At 61.3% G+C, this 21,691-nt stretch carries 15 protein-coding genes and 1 pseudogene; 13 read left to right on the forward strand and 3 right to left on the reverse strand.

Translation table 11 applies throughout. The features are described 5' to 3' along the window. Positions 1-35: 35 nt before the first annotated feature. Positions 36-794, reverse strand: a complete 759-nt coding sequence (locus K0H47_RS14820) for a class I SAM-dependent methyltransferase (protein WP_017477562.1) — start codon at positions 792-794, stop codon at positions 36-38. Positions 795-859: 65 nt separating this feature from the next. On the opposite strand from K0H47_RS14820, the gene gloB reads away from it, so the two are divergent. The 7 genes from gloB to K0H47_RS14855 all read left to right on the forward strand — a co-directional run bounded on the left by gloB (position 860) and on the right by K0H47_RS14855 (position 10,673). Then, on the forward strand, positions 860-1,627 hold the full coding sequence (gene gloB, locus K0H47_RS14825) for a hydroxyacylglutathione hydrolase (RefSeq protein ID WP_219273070.1): 768 nt from the start codon (positions 860-862) through the stop codon (positions 1,625-1,627). 98 nt (positions 1,628-1,725) lie between these two features. Then, positions 1,726-3,138, forward strand: a complete 1,413-nt coding sequence (locus K0H47_RS14830) for a lytic transglycosylase domain-containing protein (RefSeq protein WP_063030777.1) — start codon at positions 1,726-1,728, stop codon at positions 3,136-3,138. Positions 3,139-3,306: 168 nt separating this feature from the next. Continuing rightward, positions 3,307-5,136 carry an extracellular solute-binding protein gene (locus K0H47_RS14835; protein WP_177026746.1) on the forward strand — a complete coding sequence of 610 codons (1,830 nt, stop codon included), beginning with the start codon at positions 3,307-3,309 and terminating at the stop codon, positions 5,134-5,136. Beyond that, the gene (locus K0H47_RS14840) at positions 5,133-6,971 is read left to right on the forward strand and encodes an extracellular solute-binding protein (RefSeq protein ID WP_017477558.1); all 1,839 of its coding nucleotides are present in this window, start codon (positions 5,133-5,135) and stop codon (positions 6,969-6,971) included. Before K0H47_RS14835 ends, K0H47_RS14840 begins: the two co-directional genes overlap by 4 nt. A 1-nt stretch (position 6,972) precedes the next feature. Continuing rightward, entirely contained in the window at positions 6,973-8,046 is a 1,074-nt protein-coding gene (locus tag K0H47_RS14845; RefSeq protein WP_219273072.1) for a microcin C ABC transporter permease YejB, read from the forward strand. A gap of 1 nt (position 8,047) precedes the next feature. Continuing rightward, on the forward strand, positions 8,048-9,067 hold the full coding sequence (locus K0H47_RS14850; RefSeq protein ID WP_010171680.1) for an ABC transporter permease: 1,020 nt from the start codon (positions 8,048-8,050) through the stop codon (positions 9,065-9,067). Between the two features lies 1 nt (position 9,068). After that, on the forward strand, positions 9,069-10,673 hold the full coding sequence (locus tag K0H47_RS14855; RefSeq protein WP_017477555.1) for an ABC transporter ATP-binding protein: 1,605 nt from the start codon (positions 9,069-9,071) through the stop codon (positions 10,671-10,673). Positions 10,674-10,809: 136 nt separating this feature from the next. Here the strand turns inward: K0H47_RS14855 and K0H47_RS14860 are convergent, their stop codons facing one another. Then, the gene (locus tag K0H47_RS14860; RefSeq protein ID WP_201141660.1) at positions 10,810-11,655 is read right to left on the reverse strand and encodes an oxidoreductase; all 846 of its coding nucleotides are present in this window, start codon (positions 11,653-11,655) and stop codon (positions 10,810-10,812) included. Between the two features lie 110 nt (positions 11,656-11,765). Between K0H47_RS14860 and K0H47_RS14865 the strand changes: the two genes are divergently transcribed. The 6 genes and pseudogenes from K0H47_RS14865 (at position 11,766) to K0H47_RS14890 (ending at position 21,071) form a co-directional block, all read left to right on the forward strand. Beyond that, positions 11,766-12,677, forward strand: a complete 912-nt coding sequence (locus tag K0H47_RS14865; protein WP_219273074.1) for a LysR family transcriptional regulator — start codon at positions 11,766-11,768, stop codon at positions 12,675-12,677. Between the two features lie 96 nt (positions 12,678-12,773). Next, positions 12,774-13,304, forward strand: a complete 531-nt coding sequence (locus K0H47_RS14870) for a sigma-70 family RNA polymerase sigma factor (RefSeq protein WP_063030786.1) — start codon at positions 12,774-12,776, stop codon at positions 13,302-13,304. Next, positions 13,301-14,260 carry a FecR domain-containing protein gene (locus K0H47_RS14875; RefSeq protein WP_219273076.1) on the forward strand — a complete coding sequence of 320 codons (960 nt, stop codon included), beginning with the start codon at positions 13,301-13,303 and terminating at the stop codon, positions 14,258-14,260. The genes K0H47_RS14870 and K0H47_RS14875 overlap by 4 nt, the downstream gene beginning before the upstream one ends. Positions 14,261-14,363: 103 nt before the next feature. Beyond that, positions 14,364-16,583: pseudogene (locus K0H47_RS14880) on the forward strand (TonB-dependent siderophore receptor); the annotation flags it as partial. 156 nt (positions 16,584-16,739) lie between these two features. Continuing rightward, positions 16,740-20,183, forward strand: coding sequence for a hypothetical protein (locus K0H47_RS14885; protein ID WP_219273078.1), 3,444 nt, complete (start codon positions 16,740-16,742; stop codon positions 20,181-20,183). Between the two features lie 63 nt (positions 20,184-20,246). After that, on the forward strand, positions 20,247-21,071 hold the full coding sequence (locus K0H47_RS14890; RefSeq protein WP_219273079.1) for a helix-turn-helix domain-containing protein: 825 nt from the start codon (positions 20,247-20,249) through the stop codon (positions 21,069-21,071). A gap of 1 nt (position 21,072) precedes the next feature. Here K0H47_RS14890 and K0H47_RS14895 read toward each other — a convergent pair whose 3' ends face one another. Beyond that, positions 21,073-21,660 carry a LysE family translocator gene (locus tag K0H47_RS14895; RefSeq protein ID WP_177071764.1) on the reverse strand — a complete coding sequence of 196 codons (588 nt, stop codon included), beginning with the start codon at positions 21,658-21,660 and terminating at the stop codon, positions 21,073-21,075. Positions 21,661-21,691 lie beyond the last annotated feature (31 nt).

A 21,691-nucleotide genomic window follows, 5' to 3' on the forward strand; every position in this document is an offset into this window, starting at 1 on the left:
GTCGAGAGACTCGACCTGAAATCAAAAAAGGTTTTTTACTGTTCGCTCTGCTTGCGATTGACCTTGGCCATGGGCATCGGCACGAGCTTGCCCATTGGTTCGCGGCGTACCTGACGCACCGGGCGCAGGCCAACGACGATCTTGCGCGCCACCAACAAGTAGAAACCACCGCCAGACAATTGCCAGGCACCGGCCCTGCGTTCCCAGCCGGCCAGCCGGCCTTGCCACTTGGCAGACGCAAGCGGCGGACGATAGCACCCGAAGCGGCGTTTCTCCAGCGCAAAGCCCAGCAGGTTCAACCAATCGCCGACGCGCGACGGCGAGATGCAGCGCGCCTGGCGCAACCCGTCGTGGGCGAACACATGGCGCAAACCCCAACTGCTCCAGGGGTTGATGCCGATGATCAGCAAATGGCCACCTGGGCGCACACTGCTGGCGGCTTCGCGCAGCAAACCATGGGGCGACAGGCAGAAATCCAGGCCATGCTGCAACACCACCACGTCGGCCGCATGCTCGCTCAACGGCCAGGCCTGTTCCTCGCACACAATCTCGACACCCGGCAACGGCGCCCCCAGGCGCACATTGCGTTGTACCTGGGGCGCCGCCGGCGGGGTTTGTGCCGACGGGCCGTAATGCACCAGGTAGCCACCAAAGAACCGACCCAGCTCGTCTTCGAGCATGCGTCGTTCTTCATCCAGTAAAAATTGCCCGACAGGCCCGGACAGCCATTCACGGGCGGCACTGATCAGTGCCAGCCACTCGGGATCGGCCTGGGCGAACGCTTTATCAGTCATTGCATTCTCCAACGCGCCAAGAAGCTCTAAGATGCACCAATGTGTTCAGCTTGGCGAATCAAAGAATGATACAGATCAGTGCCCTGCCCGCCTTCACCGATAACTACATCTGGTTGTTACAGGATCAGCCGAACAAGCGCTGCGCGGTGGTCGATCCCGGTGATGCCGCGCCCGTGCTGGCCTGGCTCCAGCAGCATCAGGACTGGACCCTCAGCGATATCCTGGTGACTCACCATCACCACGATCATGTCGGCGGCGTCGCGCAACTGAAAAGTGTTTCAGGCGCCACGGTCTACGGCCCGGCGAACGAAAATATCCCGGCGCGGGACGTCGCACTCCAGGACAACGACCGCATCAACGTGCTGGGCTGGGACTTCGAGGTGTTTGCCGTGCCCGGGCACACCCTCGGCCATATCGCCTTTTATCACGAGGGCGTGCTGTTCTGTGGTGACACCCTCTTCGCCGCCGGTTGTGGCCGGCTGTTCGAAGGCACCCCGCAGCAAATGCACACCTCCCTGGAACGCCTGGCGGCACTGCCGGCCAACACGCTGGTGTACTGCACCCATGAATACACACAAAGTAACCTGAAGTTCGCCCAGGCCGTGGAACCGCAAAACGCGGATATCGCCGAACGGGTGGAGAACGTGCGGCAACTGCGGGCGAACGGCGAAATCACATTGCCTTCAACCCTGGCCCTGGAAAAACTCACTAACCCCTTTCTGCGGACCTCTGAAACATCCGTTAAAGAAAAAGCGGACGAACGGAATGGCCGGGATAACCAGGCCGGGAGTGAGGTATTTGCTAGCTTGAGGTCGTGGAAAGATACGTTCTAAGTGGAAGGATTCTGATACGTAATTTCTGAATGGTTGACCGGAACCAAAGCGCTTTCTAGAATCGCCCGACATTTTTGCCCGGAACTTACTTCCAGCCAATGTCGTCATCTATTCGTAAAACCAACCATTCAGACGCATTGACCCGCCTGGCTCAAGCCGTGGCGGTGGCTGTGTCCGCTACTCTGGCGGGCTGCCAATCGACCAATTTTGCCGCACAATCCACCGTGCAACCCAAGCCAAACCTTACCGCCAAGATCAAGCAAAAACCCATTTGGCTATCAGAGAAGCCAAGCCCGGAAGTGCCCCAGGATGTCTGGGAACGCATGCGCCGGGGCTTTCAATTGCAGGACGGGTTAGGCGTCAACCCGCGCATTGAACAGCAACGATTGTGGTTTGCCAGCAACCCATCCTTCCTTGAGAACGCCGGCGAACGCGGCAGCCTCTACATTCATTACATCGTCGAACGCCTTGAAGAGCGCAACATGCCCCTGGAGCTGGCGCTGCTGCCAGTGATTGAAAGTGCCTACAACCCAATGGCCTATTCCCGCAGCGATGCGGTGGGCCTGTGGCAGTTCGTTCCCGCCACCGGGCGCTACTTCAACCTGCGCCAGACCCGCGCCTACGACGGCCGCCGCGACATCACCGCCTCCACCACCGCCGCCCTGGACTACCTGACACGTCTGCATGACATGTTCAACGGTGACTGGCTGCTGGCGCTTGCGGCCTATAATGCGGGCGAAGGCACGGTCAGCCGGGCCATCGAACGTAACGAGAAGCTCGGCTTGCCGACGGACTACTGGAACCTGCCACTGCCCCAGGAAACCAAGGACTACGTGCCCAAGTTCCTGGCGCTGTCCCAGGTGGTGCTGGCCCCCGAGGCGTACGGTGTCAACCTGAACCCGATTGCCAACACGCCCTACTTTGAAGTGGTAGAAATCAAAACCAGCATGGACCTGTCACGGGTCGCCGCGCTGGCCGAGATCGACGAAGACGAACTGTTCCAGCTCAACCCGGCCTTGAAGCAGCGCACCACCCTGGACGGCCCGCAGCATTTGCTGGTGCCGACTTCCAAGGCGCAGTTGCTTGCCAGCAGCCTTTCGGCGATGAAGCCCGAAGAATTGCTGAGCATGCGTCCGAAAAAGCCGGTGTTCGACGACGTTGAGCACAAGGCCATTGCCGGTCGCACCCGCAACTACAAGGTGCGCAGCGGCGACAACCTGACGTTGATTGCCAAGGCCAACAAAGTCGATGTGCATGACCTGCAGCGCTGGAACAAGCTCAATGGCCAGGCGCTCAAGGTTGGCCAGACCCTGGTGATGCAGGACACCCGCAAGCTGGTGGCCAAGGCAGACAGCAAGAAGCCGGTGCAATACAAGGTCAAGAAAGGCGACTCGCTGTACATCGTTGCCAAGCGCTTCAACGTCGAGATGCAACATCTCAAGCGCTGGAACCCGCGCACTGGCCAGGCGTTGAAGCCGGGCCAGATGTTGGTGGTTTCCGGACCGCGCTAAGCAGCAAACACAAGGGGGAACTGGCAACAGTTCCCCCTTTGTTCTTCACCCCGCCAACCCACACCCAAGCCTGTAGTCTCCCTCCTGCGGCGCCAGCCTTTTTCCAATCGGAACAAGCTGTTACTGTACGGCTCATAAAGCCCAAGCCGCCTGGATCGGATCTCTGACTTGAAGCGTCCCCTCCTTCTACTAATAAGTCTGGCCTTGAGCTTTTCCGCGAACGCGACCATCACCGAGAGCCACGGTTATGCGCAGTTCGGCACGCTCAAGTACCCGGCCAAATTCACCCACTTCGACTGGGTAAACCCCGCAGCGCCCAAGGGCGGCACTTTGCGGGTCATGGCCTTTGGCACGTTCGACACCCTCAACCCTTACACCTTCAAGGGTTCCAGCCCGGTCTCTACCGCCAACTTCCTGCAATACGGGGTCAACGAGCTGAATGAGCCGTTGATGGTCGGTACGGGCCAGTACGCCCCTTCCGGCGATGAACCGACTTCCAGCTACGGCCTGATTGCCCAATCGGTGGAGTACAGCGAGGACCGCAGCTGGGTGGTGTTCAACCTGCGCCCCGAAGCGCGCTTCCACGATGGCAAGCCGATCACGGCCTACGACGTGGCGTTTTCCTATCGCACGCTGCTGACCGAAGGCCACCCGCAATACCGCACCAACCTGCAGGAAGTGGCCCGGGTCGACATTCTTAACCGGCACCGCATTCGCTTCGTGTTCAAGCGCGCCGGCAACCCGTTACTGATCCTGCGTCTGGGCGAGCTGCCAGTATTGCCCCAGCACTACTGGAAAAACCGTGACTTCAAGGCCACCACCTTCGAGCCCCCACTGGGCAGCGGACCTTACCGCATCACAAAGGTCTCGCCGGGACGGCAACTGGTGTTCGAACGGGTCAAGGATTACTGGGGCAAGGACCTGCCGGTCAACCGTGGTTTCTATAACTACGACAAGGTCGAGGTGGAGTTCTACCGCGACAGCGACGTGGCCTTCGAAGCCTTCAAGGCCGGCGAGTTCGATATCTATATCGAGCACCAGGCGAAGAACTGGGCCAACGGCTACAACTTCCCGGCGGTCAACCGGGGTGATGTGATCAAGGCGCAGATCGCCCACCAGATCCCGACCCAGAGCCAGGGCCTGTTCATGAACAGCCGGCGCCCGGCCTTCAGCCAGGCCAAGGTGCGTGAAGCCCTGGGCTTGATGTTCGATTTCGAGTGGACCAACCGCACCCTGTTCAGCGGCGCCTATAAACGCACCCTCAGCTATTACCCCAACAGCGAATTCTCTGCCACCGGCGTGCCCACCGGCCATGAGTGGCTGATGCTCTCACCCTATCGCGACCAACTGCCCGCCAACCTGTTTACCCAGGCCTTCAGCCTGCCCCAGACCGACGGGCGCGGCATCCCCCGGGACACCATGCGCCGCGCTCTCGCCTTGCTTGCCGAAGCGGGCTGGAAGCTGTCAGGGCAACGGTTGCTTAACAGTGACGGGCAGCCCCTGCGCCTGGAAATCCTGCTGGTGAATCCGAACCTGGAGCGCATCCTGCAACCCTATGTCGAAAACCTGACAAGCATCGGCGTCGATGCCCGCTTGCGCACGGTAGACCGCGCACAGTACAAACAACGCCTCGATCAGTTCGACTTCGACATGATTCTGATGACCCTCAACCAGACCCTCAGCCCCGGCCTTGAGCAGTGGCAGTACTTCCACTCCAGCCAGGTGGGGATCAAGGGCAGCAAGAATTACGCAGGCATCGCCAACCCGGTGGTCGACCATCTGCTGGACCAACTGCTGGCGGCGCAAACCCGTGAAGAACAATTGGCAGCCGGCCGGGCACTGGACCGCGTCCTGCTGTGGCAGCACTACAGTATTCCCAACTGGTACCTCAACTATCATCGCCTGGCGTACCGCAACCGGTTCGCCTTCGTCACCACGCCGCCCTACAGCCTGGGCCTGAGCGCATGGTGGCTGAAAGCTTCGGAGAAAGCCCAATGATGCCTTTGCGTACTGCGATCCTTGGCAGCCTGTTGTTGTGCGGCGCGGCCAATGCGGCCCCACAACATGCCCTGACCCTCTATAACGAACCACCCAAGTACCCCGCCGACTTCAAGCATGTCGACTATGTAAATCCCGACGCACCCAAGGGCGGTACCTTTCGCGAATCCAGCATGGGCGGCTTCGACAGCCTCAACCCGTTCATCAGCAAGGGCGTGCCGGCAGACAATATCGGGCTGATCTACGACACCCTTGCCCAGCAAAGCCTGGACGAACCCATCACCGAATACGGCCTGGTGGCCGGCAAGATCGAAAAGGCCCCGGACAACAGCTGGGTACGCTTCTACATTCGCCCCGAAGCGCGCTTTCACGACGGCCACCCGATCCGTGCCGAAGACGTGGTGTTCAGCTTCCAGACGCTGATGAAGGACGGCTCGCCGATCTACAAGACCTACTACGCCGACGTCGACGAAGTGGTCGCCGAGGACCCGCTGCGGGTGCTGTTCAAGTTCAAGCGCACCAACAACCGCGAACTGCCGCTGATCCTTGGGCAACTGACCGTGTTGCCCAAGCATTACTGGGAGGGCCGCGACTTCTCCAAGGGCAACCTGGAGATTCCGTTGGGCAGCGGCCCGTACAAGGTGGCGGAGGTCAAGGCCGGGCGTTCGGTCCGCTACGAGCGGGTCAAGGACTACTGGGCCAAGGACCTGCCGATCAACAAGGGTTTCTACAACTTCGATTACCGCGTCACCGATTACTATCGCGACAACACCGTGGCCCTCGAAGCCCTCAAGGCCGGGCAGTTCGATTACTGGCTGGAAATCAGCGCGAAAAACTGGGCCAACGCCTACAACACCCCCGCCGTTGCCCAGGGCCGCCTGATCAAGGAAGAAATTCCCAACGGCAACCCCACCGGGATGCAGGGCTTCGTGTTCAACACCCGCAAGCCGATGTTCCAGGACGTGCGGGTGCGCAAGGCCATTAGCCTGCTGCTGGACTTTGAATGGAGCAACAAGCAACTGTTCAACGGTGCCTACACCCGCAGCCGCAGCTATTTCGAAAACTCCGAGATGGCCGCCACCGGCCTGCCCGGCCCGGATGAGCTGGCGATTCTGGAACCGCTGCGGGACAAGATCCCGCCCCAGGTATTCACCGAAGCCTTCGAGCCCTCGAAGACCGACGCCAGCGGCATGATCCGCACCCAGCAGCGCGAGGCCTATCAGTTGCTGCAAGAGGCCGGCTGGAAGATCGTCGACGACAAGATGGTCGACAGCACAGGCAAACCGGTGACCATCGAGTTCCTGCTGGCCCAGACCGAGTTCGAACGCATCCTGTTGCCGTTCAAGCGCAACCTGGCAGACCTGGGGATCGACCTGGTGATCCGCCGGGTCGACATCTCGCAGTACATCAACCGCATCCGCTCCCGGGATTTCGACATGGTGGTGGGCAGCTTCCCGCAGTCCTCCTCGCCCGGTAACGAGCAGCGTGAGTACTGGAAATCATCCAGCGCCGACAAGCCCGGCAGCCGCAACTACATCGGCCTGAAAGACCCGGCCATCGACCAACTGGTGGAAGAGCTCATCGACTCCGACTCGCGCAAGAGCCTGGTGGCCCACGCCAAGGCCCTGGACCGTGTGCTGCAGTTCGGCTACTACGTGATTCCCAACTGGCACATCAAGACTTTCCGCGTGGCGTATTGGGACCACCTCGGCCATCCGAAGGTCTCACCACGCTATGACGTCGGCACCGCCACCTGGTGGAGCAAACCCGACGCGAAACCTGCGATAACCGTGGACACCAACCAGACTGCCGATCCGGCGAGCGGGGGCGACTGAGATGCTGGCCTATATTGTTCGTCGACTGCTGCTGATCATCCCGACGCTGTTCGGCATTTTGCTGATCAACTTTGTGATCATCCAGGCTGCGCCCGGTGGCCCGGTGGAACAGATGATCGCCAAGCTCGAAGGCTTTGAAGGTGCCACCAGCCGGATTGCCGGTGGCGGTGCCGAAGTCTCGGTGGCCGGCTCCAGCTATCGCGGCGCCCAGGGCCTGGACCCGGCGCTGGTGAAGGAAATCGAGAAAATGTACGGCTTCGACAAGTCGGCGCCGGAACGCTTGTGGATCATGATCAAGAACTACGCCAAGCTGGATTTTGGCGACAGCTTTTTCCGTGACGCCAAGGTCATCGACCTGATCAAGGAAAAGATGCCGGTGTCCATCTCCCTCGGGTTATGGAGCACCCTGATCATGTACCTGGTGTCGATCCCGCTGGGGATCGCCAAGGCTACGCGGCACGGCAGCCACTTCGACGTGTGGACCAGTTCGGCGATCATCGTCGGCTACGCGATCCCAGCGTTCCTGTTTGCGATCCTGCTGATCGTGGTGTTCGCCGGCGGCAGTTACTTCGATTGGTTTCCGTTACGCGGGCTCACCTCCAACAACTTTGACGAATTGAGCTGGGGCGGCAAGATCCTCGATTACTTCTGGCACCTCGCGCTGCCCGTGACCGCCCTGGTGATCGGCAACTTCGCCACCATGACCCTGCTCACCAAAAACAGCTTCCTCGACGAGATCAACAAGCAATACGTGGTCACCGCCAAGGCCAAGGGCCTGACCAATCACCGCGTGCTCTACGGCCACGTGTTTCGCAACGCGATGCTGCTGGTGATCGCCGGCTTCCCGTCGGCCTTTATCGGCATCTTCTTTACCGGCTCGTTGCTGGTGGAAGTGATCTTCTCCCTCGACGGCCTGGGCCTGATGAGCTTCGAAGCGGCGATCAACCGCGACTATCCGGTGGTGTTTGGCACGCTGTTTATCTTCACCCTGCTGGGGCTGGTGGTGAAACTGATCGGTGACCTCACCTACACCCTGGTCGATCCGCGTATCGACTTCGCCAGCCGGGAGCATTGAGATGAATCTATCCCCCCTCAATCGTCGCCGGTTCGAGCGTTTCAAGGCCAACAAGCGTGGCTGGTGGTCGCTATGGCTGTTCCTGATCCTGTTCGGCCTGAGCCTGGGTGCCGAGCTGATCGCCAACGACAAGCCGCTGGCGGTGCATTACGACGGCGACTGGTATTTCCCGGCGCTCAAGCGCTACCCCGAGACCACCTTCGGCGGCGAATTCCCGCTGGAAGCCAACTACAAGAGCCCGTATATCCAGGAGCTGCTCAAAGCCAAGGATGCCTGGACGTTGTGGGCGCCGATCCCGTTCAGCTACCAGAGCATCAACTACGACCTGAAAGTCCCGGCGCCCGCGCCGCCGTCACGGGACAACCTGCTGGGCACCGATGACCAGGGCCGCGATGTACTGGCACGGGTGATCTACGGGTTCAGGATTTCCGTGCTGTTTGCCCTGACGTTGACCGTACTCAGTTCGATCATCGGCGTGATCGCCGGGGCCTTGCAGGGTTTCTACGGTGGCTGGGTCGACCTGGCCGGCCAGCGCTTCCTGGAGATCTGGTCCGGCTTGCCGGTGCTGTACCTGCTGATCATCCTTGCCAGTTTTGTGCAGCCCAATTTCTGGTGGCTGCTGGGGATCATGCTGCTGTTTTCCTGGATGAGCCTGGTGGACGTGGTGCGCGCCGAATTCCTGCGCGGGCGTAATCTGGAATACGTGCGGGCGGCGCGGGCGCTGGGGATGCAGAACGGCGCGATCATGTTCCGCCATATCCTGCCCAACGCCATGGTCTCCACCATGACCTTCATGCCGTTCATCCTGACCGGCGCCATCGGCACCCTCACCGCCCTGGACTTCCTGGGCTTTGGCCTGCCGGCCGGCTCGCCGTCCCTGGGTGAGCTGGTGGCCCAGGGCAAATCCAACCTGCAGGCGCCGTGGCTGGGCATGAGTGCGTTTGCCGTGCTGGCGATCATGTTGAGTTTGCTGGTGTTTATCGGCGAGTCCGCTCGCGATGCCTTCGACCCGAGGAAATGAGATGAATCAGGACAATCTGATCGAAGTCCGCGACCTCTCCGTCGAGTTCGTCGTAGGCAACACCCACCAGCGTGTGGTGAACAACGTCAGCTTCGATATCAAGCGCGGCGAAACCCTGGCGCTGGTGGGCGAAAGCGGCTCGGGCAAGTCGGTCACGGCGCACTCGATCCTGCGCCTGCTGCCCTACCCGCTGGCACGACACCCGTCGGGGACGATCCAGTACGCCAACCACGATTTGCTGACCCTGAAAGAAAAGACCATCCGGCATATCCGCGGCAACCGGATTGCGATGATCTTCCAGGAGCCGATGACCTCGCTGAACCCGCTGCACTCCATCGAGAAGCAGATCAACGAAGTGCTCGGCCTGCATAAGGGCTTGACCGGCAAGGTCGCCACCAAACGCACCCTGGAGCTGCTGGAACTCGTAGGCATCCCCGAGCCCCACAAGCGTCTCAAGGCCCTGCCCCACGAGCTGTCCGGCGGCCAGCGCCAGCGGGTGATGATCGCCATGGCCCTGGCCAATGAGCCGGAGCTGCTGATTGCCGACGAACCGACCACGGCGCTCGACGTCACCGTACAGTTGAAGATCCTGGAGCTGCTCAAAGAGTTGCAGGCGCGCCTGGGCATGGCCTTGCTCTTGATCAGTCATGACCTGAACCTGGTCAGGCGCATTGCCCACCGGGTATGTGTGATGCAAAAAGGCTGCATCGTCGAACAGGCCGAATGCGAAACCCTGTTCCAGTCGCCGCAGCATCCGTACACCCAGGAGCTGCTGGCAGCCGAGCCCAGCGGCGGCCCTGCCACCAATGAAATTGGCCCTCCGCTGCTCGAAGTCGACGACCTGAAGGTCTGGTTCCCGATCAAAAAAGGCTTCCTGCGCAATACCGTCGATTACGTCAAGGCAGTGGACGGCATCAACTTCAGCCTGCCCCAGGGCCAGACCCTTGGCATCGTCGGTGAAAGTGGTTCGGGCAAGTCCACTTTAGGCCTGGCGATTTTGCGGCTGATTGCGAGCAAGGGTGGCATTCGCTTCGAAGGTCATCAGATGGACAAACTCAGCCAGCAGCAGGTGCGCCCGCTGCGCCGGGAAATGCAGGTGGTGTTCCAGGACCCGTTTGGCAGCCTGAGCCCGCGCATGTGCGTGAGCGAAATCGTCGGCGAAGGCCTGCGCATCCACAAGATGGGGACTGCCGCCGAGCAGGAAGCGGCGATTATCGCCGCGCTCAAGGAAGTAGGCCTGGACCCGGAAACCCGCAATCGCTACCCCCACGAGTTTTCCGGCGGCCAACGCCAGCGCATCGCTATTGCCCGCGCGTTGGTGCTCAAGCCACGTCTGATTTTGCTGGATGAACCGACCTCGGCCCTCGACCGGACCGTGCAACGCCAGGTGGTGGAACTGCTGCGCAACCTGCAGGCCAAGTACAACCTGACCTACCTGTTCATCAGCCACGACCTCGCCGTGGTCAAGGCCTTGAGTCACCAGTTGATGGTGGTCAAGCACGGGCAGGCGGTGGAGCAAGGGGATGCACCTGCGATCTTCGCCAACCCCCAGCATGCCTACACCCGGCAACTGCTCGAGGCAGCGTTCCTGGTGCCCGGCCCCTAGCAGTAGAACCACCGTAGCAGCTGTCGAGCCCCAGCGAGGCTGCGTCAGGCGCGCCTCGGTGCAATGTCAGGCTCGATAACAGCGGTGCGACTAACGCAGCCTCGCTGGGGCTCGACAGCTGCTACGCCATTGGGTGTCAGAAATCGGTAGAGGCCGACAACTCACGCCAGGCGGCGGTCTCTTCCTTGACGTAGGCCAGCTTGGCCTCGATCGCCTGCAACGTGTCGGTGCCCAAGGCCAGGCGCATCGGTGGATGCGGCGCTTCCACCAATTTGATCATGGCCACAGCCAGCAGCTCCGGATTACCCGGTTGCTGCTGGTTGTAGACCTTGGCCAGCTTGCGCACCTCGCCGGAGGTGGCGGCATAATCGTCGATGATCAAGGGCGACTCCACCAAGGAGTTGCCGTCCAGGAAATCGGTACGGAAATAACCCGGCTCCACCACCGTCACCTTGACGCCCAAGGGGGCGAGTTCTGCGTGCAGCGCCTCGCTCAAACCTTCAACGGCAAACTTGGTCGAGCAATACGTGCCGAATCCCGCCCCCGAACGGAAGCCGCCTACCGACGAAATATTGATCACATGCCCACTGCGCGCCTGGCGCATGAACGGCAATACACCCCGTGTGACATTGAGCAGGCCGAAGACATTGGTTTCGTACAAGCGGCGAACCTCATCGGCAGACGCCTCCTCCACCGCACCCAGTAAGCCAAAACCGGCATTGTTGACCAACACATCGATGCGCCCGAAGTGCTCGACGGCGGCGCGGGCAACGTCGGCGGCCTGGGTTTCGTCGGTCACATCCAACTGCACGGCCAGCAGGCCAGGTTGGGCGCCGAAACGCTCGATGACTGTCTGGGCATTACGGGCCGTTGCCACCACTGCATCGCCGTGGGCCAGTGCCGCTGCGACGATTTTCGCGCCGATGCCTCGGGAAGCCCCGGTTACCAACCAAACACGCTTGAAGGAATGTGCCGTTGTCATGATCCGTACCTGATGGAGTGAAAGTGAAGTAAAGGTACGCCGTGGCATTAGCCGGAAAAATCGTCTCGTGCTACAAGCACTATGAAACTCTCTTTCATAATGGTCCGTGAATGAACCTTGATCCCTTCAATGGCTTGACCGAGTTCCTCGCAGTGGCTGAGCTTAAAAACTTCACTCAAGCCGCCGCGCGCCTGGGGGTTACGCCGACGGCGGTCAGCCATGCGGTAAAAACTCTGGAGAAGCGCACGGGTGTAGTGCTGTTCCAACGCACCACGCGCCGGGTGGCGCTGACTGAGGCTGGAATGACGCTTTACAGCCGCCTGCGCCCCGCCGCCGGAGAAATCGACGACGCGCTGGCGGCCCTCAGTGGCTACCGCGACCGCCCCATGGGCACCTTGCGCCTGACGGTGCCGAGGTTGTCGGGCAAGCTGCTGATCGAGCCGTTGATTCCACGCTTTCGTGAGGCGTTTCCGGATGTGGTGCTCGATATTTCCCTGGACGATGCCGCCGTGGATCTGGTGACCCAGGGCTTCGACGCCGGTATTCGCCTGGGGGAATCCATCGACAAGGATATGGTCGCCGTACGCCTGACACCGGACTTGAAGTGGTCAGTGGTGGGCTCTCCCGACTACTTCGCCAAGGCCGGCAAGCCGACAACGCCGGAAGAGCTCACCGCCCATGAAACTATCGGCTATCGCTTCCTGACGTCGGGCATGGCCCACCGCTGGGAATTCGAGCGGGCGGGCCGGGAATTCACGGTCGGCGTTCAAGGCGGGCTGATCGTCAATGACCGCAACCTGATGATCGCCGCCGCGCGCGCCGGCCAGGGCCTGGCGTACGTGAGTGATTTCGAGGTCATGGAGGACCTGGCTTCAGGCGCACTGGAACCCGTGCTGCAATCTTTCGTACCGCCAAGCAGCGGGCTGTACCTGTATTTCCCCGCCCGAACCCAGAGCCAACCGAAACTGCGGGCCTTTATCGACCTGGCCACCGCGTGGATTGCCAAGAAGCGTGGGCTCTGACAACGCCGCAAAAGCAAACCAATATCATTTGCGCAGCGCCCGGCCCTTTGGTTTAATCGCGACCAATTCTTATTTACGCCAAGGCTTCTACGCCACATGGATACTGTGTCGACCTCGCCCACCTCATTCAGCGACCTCTACGGCAATCACCATTCCTGGCTGCTGGGGCTGCTGCGCAGGCGCCTGAGCAATCGCTGGGATGCGGCGGACCTGGCCCACGACACGTTTATCCGGGTGCTCAAGCGTCCGCCTGCCGACACCGATGAGACGCGGGAGCGCTCCTACTTGGCCACCATCGCCCGGGGGCTGTGCATCGATCACTGGCGCCGGCGCCAACTGGAACAGGCGTGGCTGCAAAGCCTCGCGGATCGGCCGCAAGCCCTGCAACCTTCGCCGGAGCAACGGGCGATCATCGTCGAAACCCTCTACGAAGTGGACGCCATGCTCGCCCGACTGCCCCACAAGGTGCGCGAAGCGTTTTTACTGGCACAGTTGCACGGCATGCCCTACAAGCAGATCGGTGAGCAACTCGGGGTGGGCGAACGGATGGTGAAAAAATACCTGGCCCAGGCGCTGCTGCATTGCGCGGTGCTCGAAGCGGAACTGGACGGGATGCTCGTGGAGTGACCAGCCCCGGAAAACTCAGCCATGTCAGCCTGGAACAGGCGGCCCAGTGGTATGTACGCCTGCAGGATCAGCCCGAGGCTGCCCAGCACTGGCAGGCATGGCTGCGACAAAGTCCGGAACACCAGGCCGCCTGGGGTTATGTAGAGCGGGTCAGCCAACGCTTTGCCCCGTTGGCCGAGCAATCCCACAGCGCCAGCCGTGCGTTGCGCAGCTCTCGGCGCCAGACGCTCAAGACCCTGCTGGTGTTGTGTGCCGGCTCAACGCTGGCCTGGGGCACCTGGCGCAACACCGCCCTGCCCCGGCTGGTGGGCGGCTGGAATGCCGACTACGCCACCGCTGGAGGTGAAACCCGCGAAGCGCTGCTGGACGATGGCAGTCGCCTGTGGCTGAACGCCTCGAGCGCCCTGGATATACGTTTTGACCGGGTCCAGCGCTTGCTGCACCTGCGTTTCGGCGAAGTGCTGATTGAGACCGCCAAGGACCCGACCCGCCCGTTCCTGGTGGAGACTCAACAAGGTCGCCTGCGGGCACTCGGCACCCGCTTCAGCGTGGTGCAGGACGGCGACAGCACCTTGCTCAATGTGTTTGAAGGCCGGGTTGAAGTGCGCACTGCCACGAGCCATCAGGTACAGATCATCGAGGCCGGGAAACAAGTGGCCTTCACCCGCGACGGGCTCAACCTTAATTCACCCGCATCCGCCACCCGTGAGGCCTGGAGCCGTGGCGTGTTGCTGGCCGACAACCTGCCGCTTGGCGAACTGATCGCCGAACTCAACCGTTTTCGCTCCGGCCACCTGGGTTGTGATCCAGCCGTGGCGCAACTGCCGGTGATGGGCTCGTTCCCCCTCAAAGACAGCGACCACGCACTGCGCCTGCTACAGGCCGCGCTGCCGATTCAGGTCGACACACTCATGCCGTGGTGGGTCACGGTCAGGCCCAAACACCCAAGCGCATAAAAACTTTCAGCCGTCAGTTCCCTTTTCCAAAACTCGTTCGGTTAACCCAGCAGATGCTTTCAATTCGCCGATCGATTTGATCCAAAGGGAATGTTCATGTCGCTACACCCCGGCCAGCGGTTTGCAACGGCTGTTGCAAGGCAGCGGCCTGCAGGCCGTGCCCCAGGGCAACAACGGCTACGTGCTGGAGTTGATTCCGGTCAACACCGGCGCCCTGGAACTGGGCGCCACCACCATCACCGGCGAAGGCCTGGGCGCCACCACCGAAGACACTCACTCCTACACCACCGGCGCCATGGCTTCGGCCACCGGCCTGGCGCTGTCGATGCGCGAGACACCGCAATCGGTGACGGTCATCACCCGCCAGCAAATGGATGACCAGGGTTCCACCAGCATCGCCGACACCCTGCGTCGTGCGCCCGGCGTGAGCGTGCAGAACTACGACAGCGAGCGCTGGGAGTTTTCCAGCCGCGGCCTGCCGATCACCAACTTCCAGTACGACGGGGTCAACTCCACCTACGACGGCGTGTATGACTACGGCACCACCAGCACCGACATGGCGGTGTATGACCGCCTGGAAATCATCAAGGGTTCGGCCGGCCTGATGTCCGGTTCGGGCGACCCCTCGGCCACGGTCAACCTGATTCGCAAAAAGCCCACCCGGGATTTCAAGGCCTCGGTCACCCAGACGTTCGGCTCGTGGGACAACTACCGCACCGAAGGCGATATTTCCGGGCCGCTGACCGACTCCGGCAATGTGCGCGGGCGTTTCGTCGGTGTGTATCAGGACCGCCAGTCGTACCTGGACCACTACCAGAACACCAAGGACATCGCCTACGGCATCCTCGAGGCCGACTTGACGCCCGACACCCTGCTGACCTTCGGCATCGACCAGCAGGACACCCGCTCCCGCGGCGCCAGCTGGACCGGTTTCCCGATGTACTTCAGCAACGGTTCGCGCACCGATTTCTCGCGCTCGTTTAACCCGGCTGCCGACTGGAGCCGCCGCGACTTCCAGAACCAGACCCTGTTTGCCTCGGTGGAACAAAAGCTGGCGAACGACTGGTCGCTGAAAGTCAGCCTCGACCGCAAGCGCAGCCAGCACGACACCCTGCTCGCCTCCGCCAGCGGCGGCAACCCGGACCCGGTCACGGGCGACGGGATGTACATGTTCATGGGCAAGTACAAGGGTGACCAGGTGCAAAACACCCTGGACATCAACCTCAATGGCCCCTTCAGCCTGTTCGGGCGCGAGCATGAATTGATCATGGGCTTCATGGCCACCCGCTCCAAACAGGACGTGCCGGTGTACGGCTCGATCTACCCACCCGTGGGTGGCAGCATTTACGACTGGCGCGGCGAATACCCGAAGCCTGACATTCCCCGCAGCGGCCAGAACGACATCGTGCAACGCCAGACCGGCGCGTACCTGGCCACGCGCTTGAAACCCACCGATGACTTGTCGGTGATCCTGGGTACCCGCGTCAGCAACTTCAGCGGCACCGACAACACCGACTTCTACGACCCGACCAAGGCCGACAACCGTCTCACCTACCGCCAGACGGGCGTCGTCACGCCCTATGCCGGCATCGTCTACGACCTGAATGACATCTGGTCGGTGTACACCAGCTACACCAAGATCTACAAGCCGCAGAACAGCAAGGACGCCGACCGCAAGTTGCTCGATCCGATTGAAGGTGACACCTACGAAGCCGGGCTCAAGGCAGCGTTTTTCGACGGCCGCCTGAACGCCAGTTTTGCCGCATTCCGCATCGAACAGGACAACGTCGCACAGTACGTTTCCGGGTTTGAGACCGACTCGGTGTATCGCCCGATTGCCGGCGCCACCACCAAGGGCTTTGAAGTCGAACTGGCCGGTGAAGTGCTGGACGGCTGGAACGTCTCGGCGGGCTACACCTACCAGCACAGCCGTGACGCCAACGGCGATTACGTCTATGGCTCCGTGCTGCAAACCACCACGCCGCAGCAAGTGGTGCGGCTGTTCAACACCTATCGGCTGCCCGGCGCTCTGGAAAACCTGACCGTGGGTGGCGGCGTGAATTGGCAGAGCGAGTTCTTCGGCAATGTGTTCCAGCCCGATCCCAATGACTCGGTGAATTTCGGCCACAACTCACGCATCACTCAGGACAGCTACTTCCTGGTGGACGTGATGGCGCGCTACCGCTTCAACGAGCACCTGAGCACCACGTTGAACGTGAAGAACCTGTTCGACAAAAAGTACTACACCGGCCTGGGCAACTTCGGCACCGGTTTCTACGGCGAGCCGCGCAGCCTGCAATTGGCGACCCGCTGGGATTTTTGAGCCCAAACGCCAGACTGCCGTAGCGCCTGCACCGGCAGTCGACTCGGGCTACATCCCATCAGGAAGGTACGTCTTTTGTTCTTGCCCGGCCCATCCGACGATGCAGGCTCCGGTCGCCCATAGCACGTGGGCGACCTTGCACAGAGCCTGAACGCCATGGATGACTTACCCTTTCTGTCCCACCTGTTGAAGAACATCTCGCCCTCCGCCCTGGAACTGATCAAGCGCCAGGCATTGCGCCTCAAGGATGACCAAGCGCTGATTGCCGAGCTGATCGCCGGGTTGATCAGCCTGGTTGCCCAGGGCACCGCACCGGCCACCGAACCCATTCTGGTCAGCGTGCCCGAAAACACCATGCTCGGTCAGTGGGCGCGCCTCTTCTGCGATGCCATCGGCCGCCCAGCCTTTCGTGAGTGGGCCTCACGCCATGACCTGGAACTGGCAAGCCTGGTGTTTCGGGGCGGCGATTTGCAGGCCTATATCCTGGAAGGCACGGTCAAAACACCGTACACCTTCACCCTGGACAAAGACTCGGACTGGTGGCGTGTCGCGAATCCGATCCTGGAGGTGGTGCAGATTATCGACACGGTCAACGCCGGCTTGCCGTTCATGGAAAACCCCGTCGAGCCTCATTCGCGAAAATTGCCGCTGAACCTGGTATTGCCGTTCTACGGCTACCCGGTACCGACCAATCATTTGCAGGCCCAGGTGATTCTCGAAGAGATCCACACCCTTGACACGCTGCCCGGTGTCGATGAAAGCGGTCGCCTCAAATCAACCCTGCGCAAGCGCCTGACCGAGGAGCAGCGGGATTACCAGCAACTGGCCGACGCGCTGCAGACGCTCCTGGGGCAAAGCACAAACGGCAGCCCGCCTTTCGATTGGCTCCAGCTCTACCTGCAACGATGCAGCCTGGACTCGGACTCGATGCTGTCGAGCACGTTAAAGTACGCGGCACAGCTGCTTGACGCCGTGACGCAAGGGGAAGAATTCGCGAGCCTCAACCTGTCGAGTGAAGGCGCAGTAACCACCTACCGCTACTCCGTCGACCAAAAAGCAGTGATTGCCGTGATCGACGACCGAGAGGTCAACAGCTCGCCCCTGGATCGCTCCAATAACTCGCCGCTGAACCAGCAATGGGACGAACTCGAACGCCTGGCCAATCTCGCCCATACCGACGTATTGCCGGACGCCAGCCTCACCCTGGCCGCGCTGATGACGGTATATCGGCTGCCCCGGCCCGCCAGCGCAGAGGAAGCCCTGGCTCTGATCGAACAGCTACGCGCCACCACGGCTGCCACGTTTCCTTATGTCAGCTCGGCGGCGCACTCATTGATGGCCGTCAGCAAACACACGCGGCATATCGCGGTGCTCAACGACCGCTACACCATGCGGGCAGCACTCAAGTCGATCACCCTCGATACACAGCTCAACAGCACCCTGGACATGACCTTCAACCTGGCCCTGGGCTCACCCTTTTTCGGGTTGATCGACAAAGGCGCGCAATTGCTCGCCGGCCTGCGCCAGGAAGCGGCCTTTCAACGCGTGAGCGCCAGCCGCCAGTTCGACCTTGCCCGGGTATACGTACTGAACGCGGACGGCGACCTCAGTGGCTACGCGCTGGACGATACCCCCAAGGTACTCACCCGTACCGACACGCCGCTCTCAAGCCTGACCTCGATGGCCGAGCCCTTACTGGAGCTGGCCCGCCAATCCGGCGGGCGCATCAGCAGCGATGGCCAGGTCAGCTTGCGACAGTTACTTAACCTGTACCAGATGGCGCTCCCCACCACCCGTGAAGAGGCGCACATCACCGCACGCCTGCTGGGCATCGCGATACTCAAGCCGCCCCGTCACGGCAACTACTGGCGGGCGTTGCAGGTGATGCCACTGCTCGCAGCGCAACGCAAACAGGTGCTGCAGACCGTCGCCGCCTTCCTGCCCAACCCGGACGTAAAACTGTTCGACTACCTGAGCGAAGTGGTCGTAGGCGAAAAAAACCGCGACCAAGTGCGCGCCGAGGCTGATCTGCTGCTGCACCAACTATTGGCGTCGCCCCGGGCCCAGGCACTGGCCGCGCGGCTGTCCGAAACCGTGGGCTGGTACGGAGAACATGCCAGCGCTGCGAACACCCGTGCCAGCCGCAACGCACTGTTGTTTGCCGCACTGATTCTCAGCCTGGACGCGAACGCCGGTACGCGGCGGGCCACTGTCGCTGGTTACGACCTGACTGATTCCCACAACTGGGGCCTGACCTTCGATGAAGTACTTGGCGTCGTAGAAGCCATGGTCCAGTTCAAGGTCTTGCGCACCAACGCCGTGCCCATGGCCACGCACCTGCTGCTGGCGGGCACCGCTCCGGAATTCCTGGTACGGGACATTCCTGATGAGGTGTCGTACATGAGTTCCCATACCTGGGTGCATTTCAAGCAATACGTAGACCTGATCGAAGCTGAAACACCAGGCGCGTCAAGGGCCATGCGCTTCACTGACTTCATGGCGATGATCTACTTCATCATTCCTTCCCGCAGGGTCCGCCGGGGCAGCCTGCCGATTACCGATTGGGCCGTGGCCAACGGGGTGCTGGTCAAAAGCATCGAGCCTCGCGATACCGCCGAAAAGAATCGCGCCATTGCCGCGTTGAACGAGCAGATCAACCTGCTGCAGGTCAGTTCCGAGTTGCTGAAGAACGGGCATATCAGCCTGTATGAGATGGCCTTGCAGGATCTTCAGCGGGTGTTTGCCGGCAACCCCTACCTGGAGCGATGGGTCATACAATGGCAGGCCAGGCCAGGTACGCACCCGCCGCCGGGCATCGCCGCCAACACCGCCGTTTCGCTGGTTCAGTTGCACATGGCAGGCCAGCTGACCAAGGGCACTACGCAATGGCGCTCGACCGTCAAGGACGTGGATTTCGCCAGCATGGCGCCACGGTTCGATGAGTTGGGGTCGATCCATTCCGCCTTTGCCACCGAGTTCGAGAAACGCTACACGGCGGTGCGCGCAGCGCTGATACAGTCGATCATGTATTGGATGTCACAACTGACCCTGCTGAGTCGTGAAGCTATGGAATATGGAAAGCTGGAATTCCATCGCCTGCAAACGCCGCGCACCAGCGCGAGCGGGCAACCACCGGGCATCGGGCGATTCGGGGTGCTGGTGCTGTGTCAGTACGCCCGCGACAAACGCTTCTACGAGTTTTTCCCAAAGCAACTGAAGGTTGCCCCACTACCGGGCCTGACCCTGCAAACGTTCGAGCAGGCCCTGCGCACCGGCAATACCCAAGGCAGCCCGCTGCCGATCGATTGGTCAGCGTACGCGCGCGGCACCCTTCCCAACGGGCAGCAACAAGCGACGGTCATCGCCCAACGTTTTGCCGAGCTGCCTGCCGTCTATGGGCCGGGCCCTGCGGTGCCCAACACCTTCACCTCGCCACGCAGCCTGGCCATTGCCACTATCGTGATTGACCAACATTTGCTGGCAGGCGCCGATGAGGCGCGAGCGGCGGCGAGGCAACCCCTTTCCCTGGCAGACGCCATCAACGGCGTAGATCCGCGGGTCGGTTTCCTGCGCAGAATGGAACCCGAAACCATGAAATGAAACGTTGCAGGCCAGTTTCTGTGTAATTATTCACTGCATTGTTTACCGGTGAGACTTGTAGTGATGCGATCGCCCCTCGAACCGACTGCCCCTTCCTTCTGGCGCGACGAACGCCTGCCGTTCATTGAGGCGCGGACCATCGCCGACGGGCGAAAGGTCTGCTACACCCGCCACGCCCACGAGCACTTTTCCATCGGTGCGATCACGTCCGGGCAGAGCCTGTACATCCATGGGGCATCGACCCTCAAGATCAGCACCGGCACCGTGGTCTTGATGAACCCCGGGGATGTCCACGCCTGCAACCCCATTGATGATCTGCCCTGGTCCTATCACATGCTGTATATCGATACGGCCTGGCTGACCGACCTGCAGCACCAGCTGGGTTTCAGCAAGGACCAGGACTTTCGACCGTTCACCGCCACGCACACCACGGATATCGCGTTGTACATCGGGCTGAACGAGCTGTATGAGGTGCTGGTGGACAACCACGCCGAACACCTGCACAAGCAGAGTGCGGTGGTGAGTTTTTTCACCGACGTGCAGCAGCGTCTCAATCCTTCGACAACCCCGGTGCGTGAGGTCAATCACAAACTGGAGCGCGCCGCCGACTATATTCGCGAGCATTGCACCGAGGCCCTGAAGCTCGAAGACATTTGCCAGGCGGCCGAGCTGTCGCCGTCCTACCTGATCCGTGCGTTCAAACAGTATTACGGCATGACGCCCCATGCATTCCTGGTCAACCGGCGCATCCAGTTTGCCCGCACCCAGTTACGCAGCGGCCAGTTGATCGCCGACGTCGCACTGGCAGCCGGCTTTTCTGACCAGGCGCATTTCCAGCGCACGTTCAAACAGCACCTGGCGGCGACGCCCGGGCAATATCGCGGCTGACTCAGGCCAGCAGCAGATACCCCACGCTGGCCACCAGCAACGCGGCCATGGAGCGATTGAACAGGCGCATGCCCTGGGGGTTGCTCAAGTAACGGCGCAGGAACGTCCCGGCGTACGCCCAGCACGCCACCGACAGGTAGCAAATCACCAGGTAGATCGCCGCAAACAGCCAGACTTGCCGGGCATCACCATCGGCGACAAACAGCCCCATGCCTGCCACACACGCCAGCCAGGCCTTGGGGTTGAGCCACTGCATGATCGCGCCGTAGAGCATCGAGGGCGCCGTGGCCGTGCCTTCAGCGTCCAGTCGCCCATCGTCCACCGCCAGCTTCCAGGCCATGTACAACAGGAACGCCACCCCGCCCCATTGAATCAGTTGGGTCAGCAGCGGCCAGCGCACCAATACTTCATGCAGCCCCAGGCCAATCAGCACCAGCAGCAAGGTGAACCCCAGCGCGGCCCCGGCCACGTGCTTCTGGCTGGCGGCAAACCCAAAGCGCGCCCCTGAACTGATGGCCACGACATTCACCGGTCCCGGCGTGATGGAGGTGGCCAGGGCGAAGGCGGCCATGGAAATGATCAAGCTCATTGCAGTTCCTTGTTGTTGTGCAGGTATGAGC

Origin of the sequence: Pseudomonas sp. Xaverov 83, from assembly GCF_019352905.1 — a bacterium.
GTDB lineage: Bacteria > Pseudomonadota > Gammaproteobacteria > Pseudomonadales > Pseudomonadaceae > Aquipseudomonas > Aquipseudomonas yamanorum.

Coding starts and splice junctions, on each gene's coding strand:
- K0H47_RS14820 (WP_017477562.1), bottom strand. CDS start 794: ATGACTGATAAAGCGTTCGCCCAGGCCGATCCCGAGTGGCTGGCACTG.
- gloB (WP_219273070.1), top strand. CDS start 860: ATGATACAGATCAGTGCCCTGCCCGCCTTCACCGATAACTACATCTGG.
- K0H47_RS14830 (WP_063030777.1), top strand. CDS start 1,726: ATGTCGTCATCTATTCGTAAAACCAACCATTCAGACGCATTGACCCGC.
- K0H47_RS14840 (WP_017477558.1), top strand. CDS start 5,133: ATGATGCCTTTGCGTACTGCGATCCTTGGCAGCCTGTTGTTGTGCGGC.
- K0H47_RS14845 (WP_219273072.1), top strand. CDS start 6,973: ATGCTGGCCTATATTGTTCGTCGACTGCTGCTGATCATCCCGACGCTG.
- K0H47_RS14850 (WP_010171680.1), top strand. CDS start 8,048: ATGAATCTATCCCCCCTCAATCGTCGCCGGTTCGAGCGTTTCAAGGCC.
- K0H47_RS14855 (WP_017477555.1), top strand. CDS start 9,069: ATGAATCAGGACAATCTGATCGAAGTCCGCGACCTCTCCGTCGAGTTC.
- K0H47_RS14860 (WP_201141660.1), bottom strand. CDS start 11,655: ATGACAACGGCACATTCCTTCAAGCGTGTTTGGTTGGTAACCGGGGCT.
- K0H47_RS14865 (WP_219273074.1), top strand. CDS start 11,766: ATGAACCTTGATCCCTTCAATGGCTTGACCGAGTTCCTCGCAGTGGCT.
- K0H47_RS14870 (WP_063030786.1), top strand. CDS start 12,774: ATGGATACTGTGTCGACCTCGCCCACCTCATTCAGCGACCTCTACGGC.
- K0H47_RS14885 (WP_219273078.1), top strand. CDS start 16,740: ATGGATGACTTACCCTTTCTGTCCCACCTGTTGAAGAACATCTCGCCC.
- K0H47_RS14890 (WP_219273079.1), top strand. CDS start 20,247: ATGCGATCGCCCCTCGAACCGACTGCCCCTTCCTTCTGGCGCGACGAA.
- K0H47_RS14895 (WP_177071764.1), bottom strand. CDS start 21,660: ATGAGCTTGATCATTTCCATGGCCGCCTTCGCCCTGGCCACCTCCATC.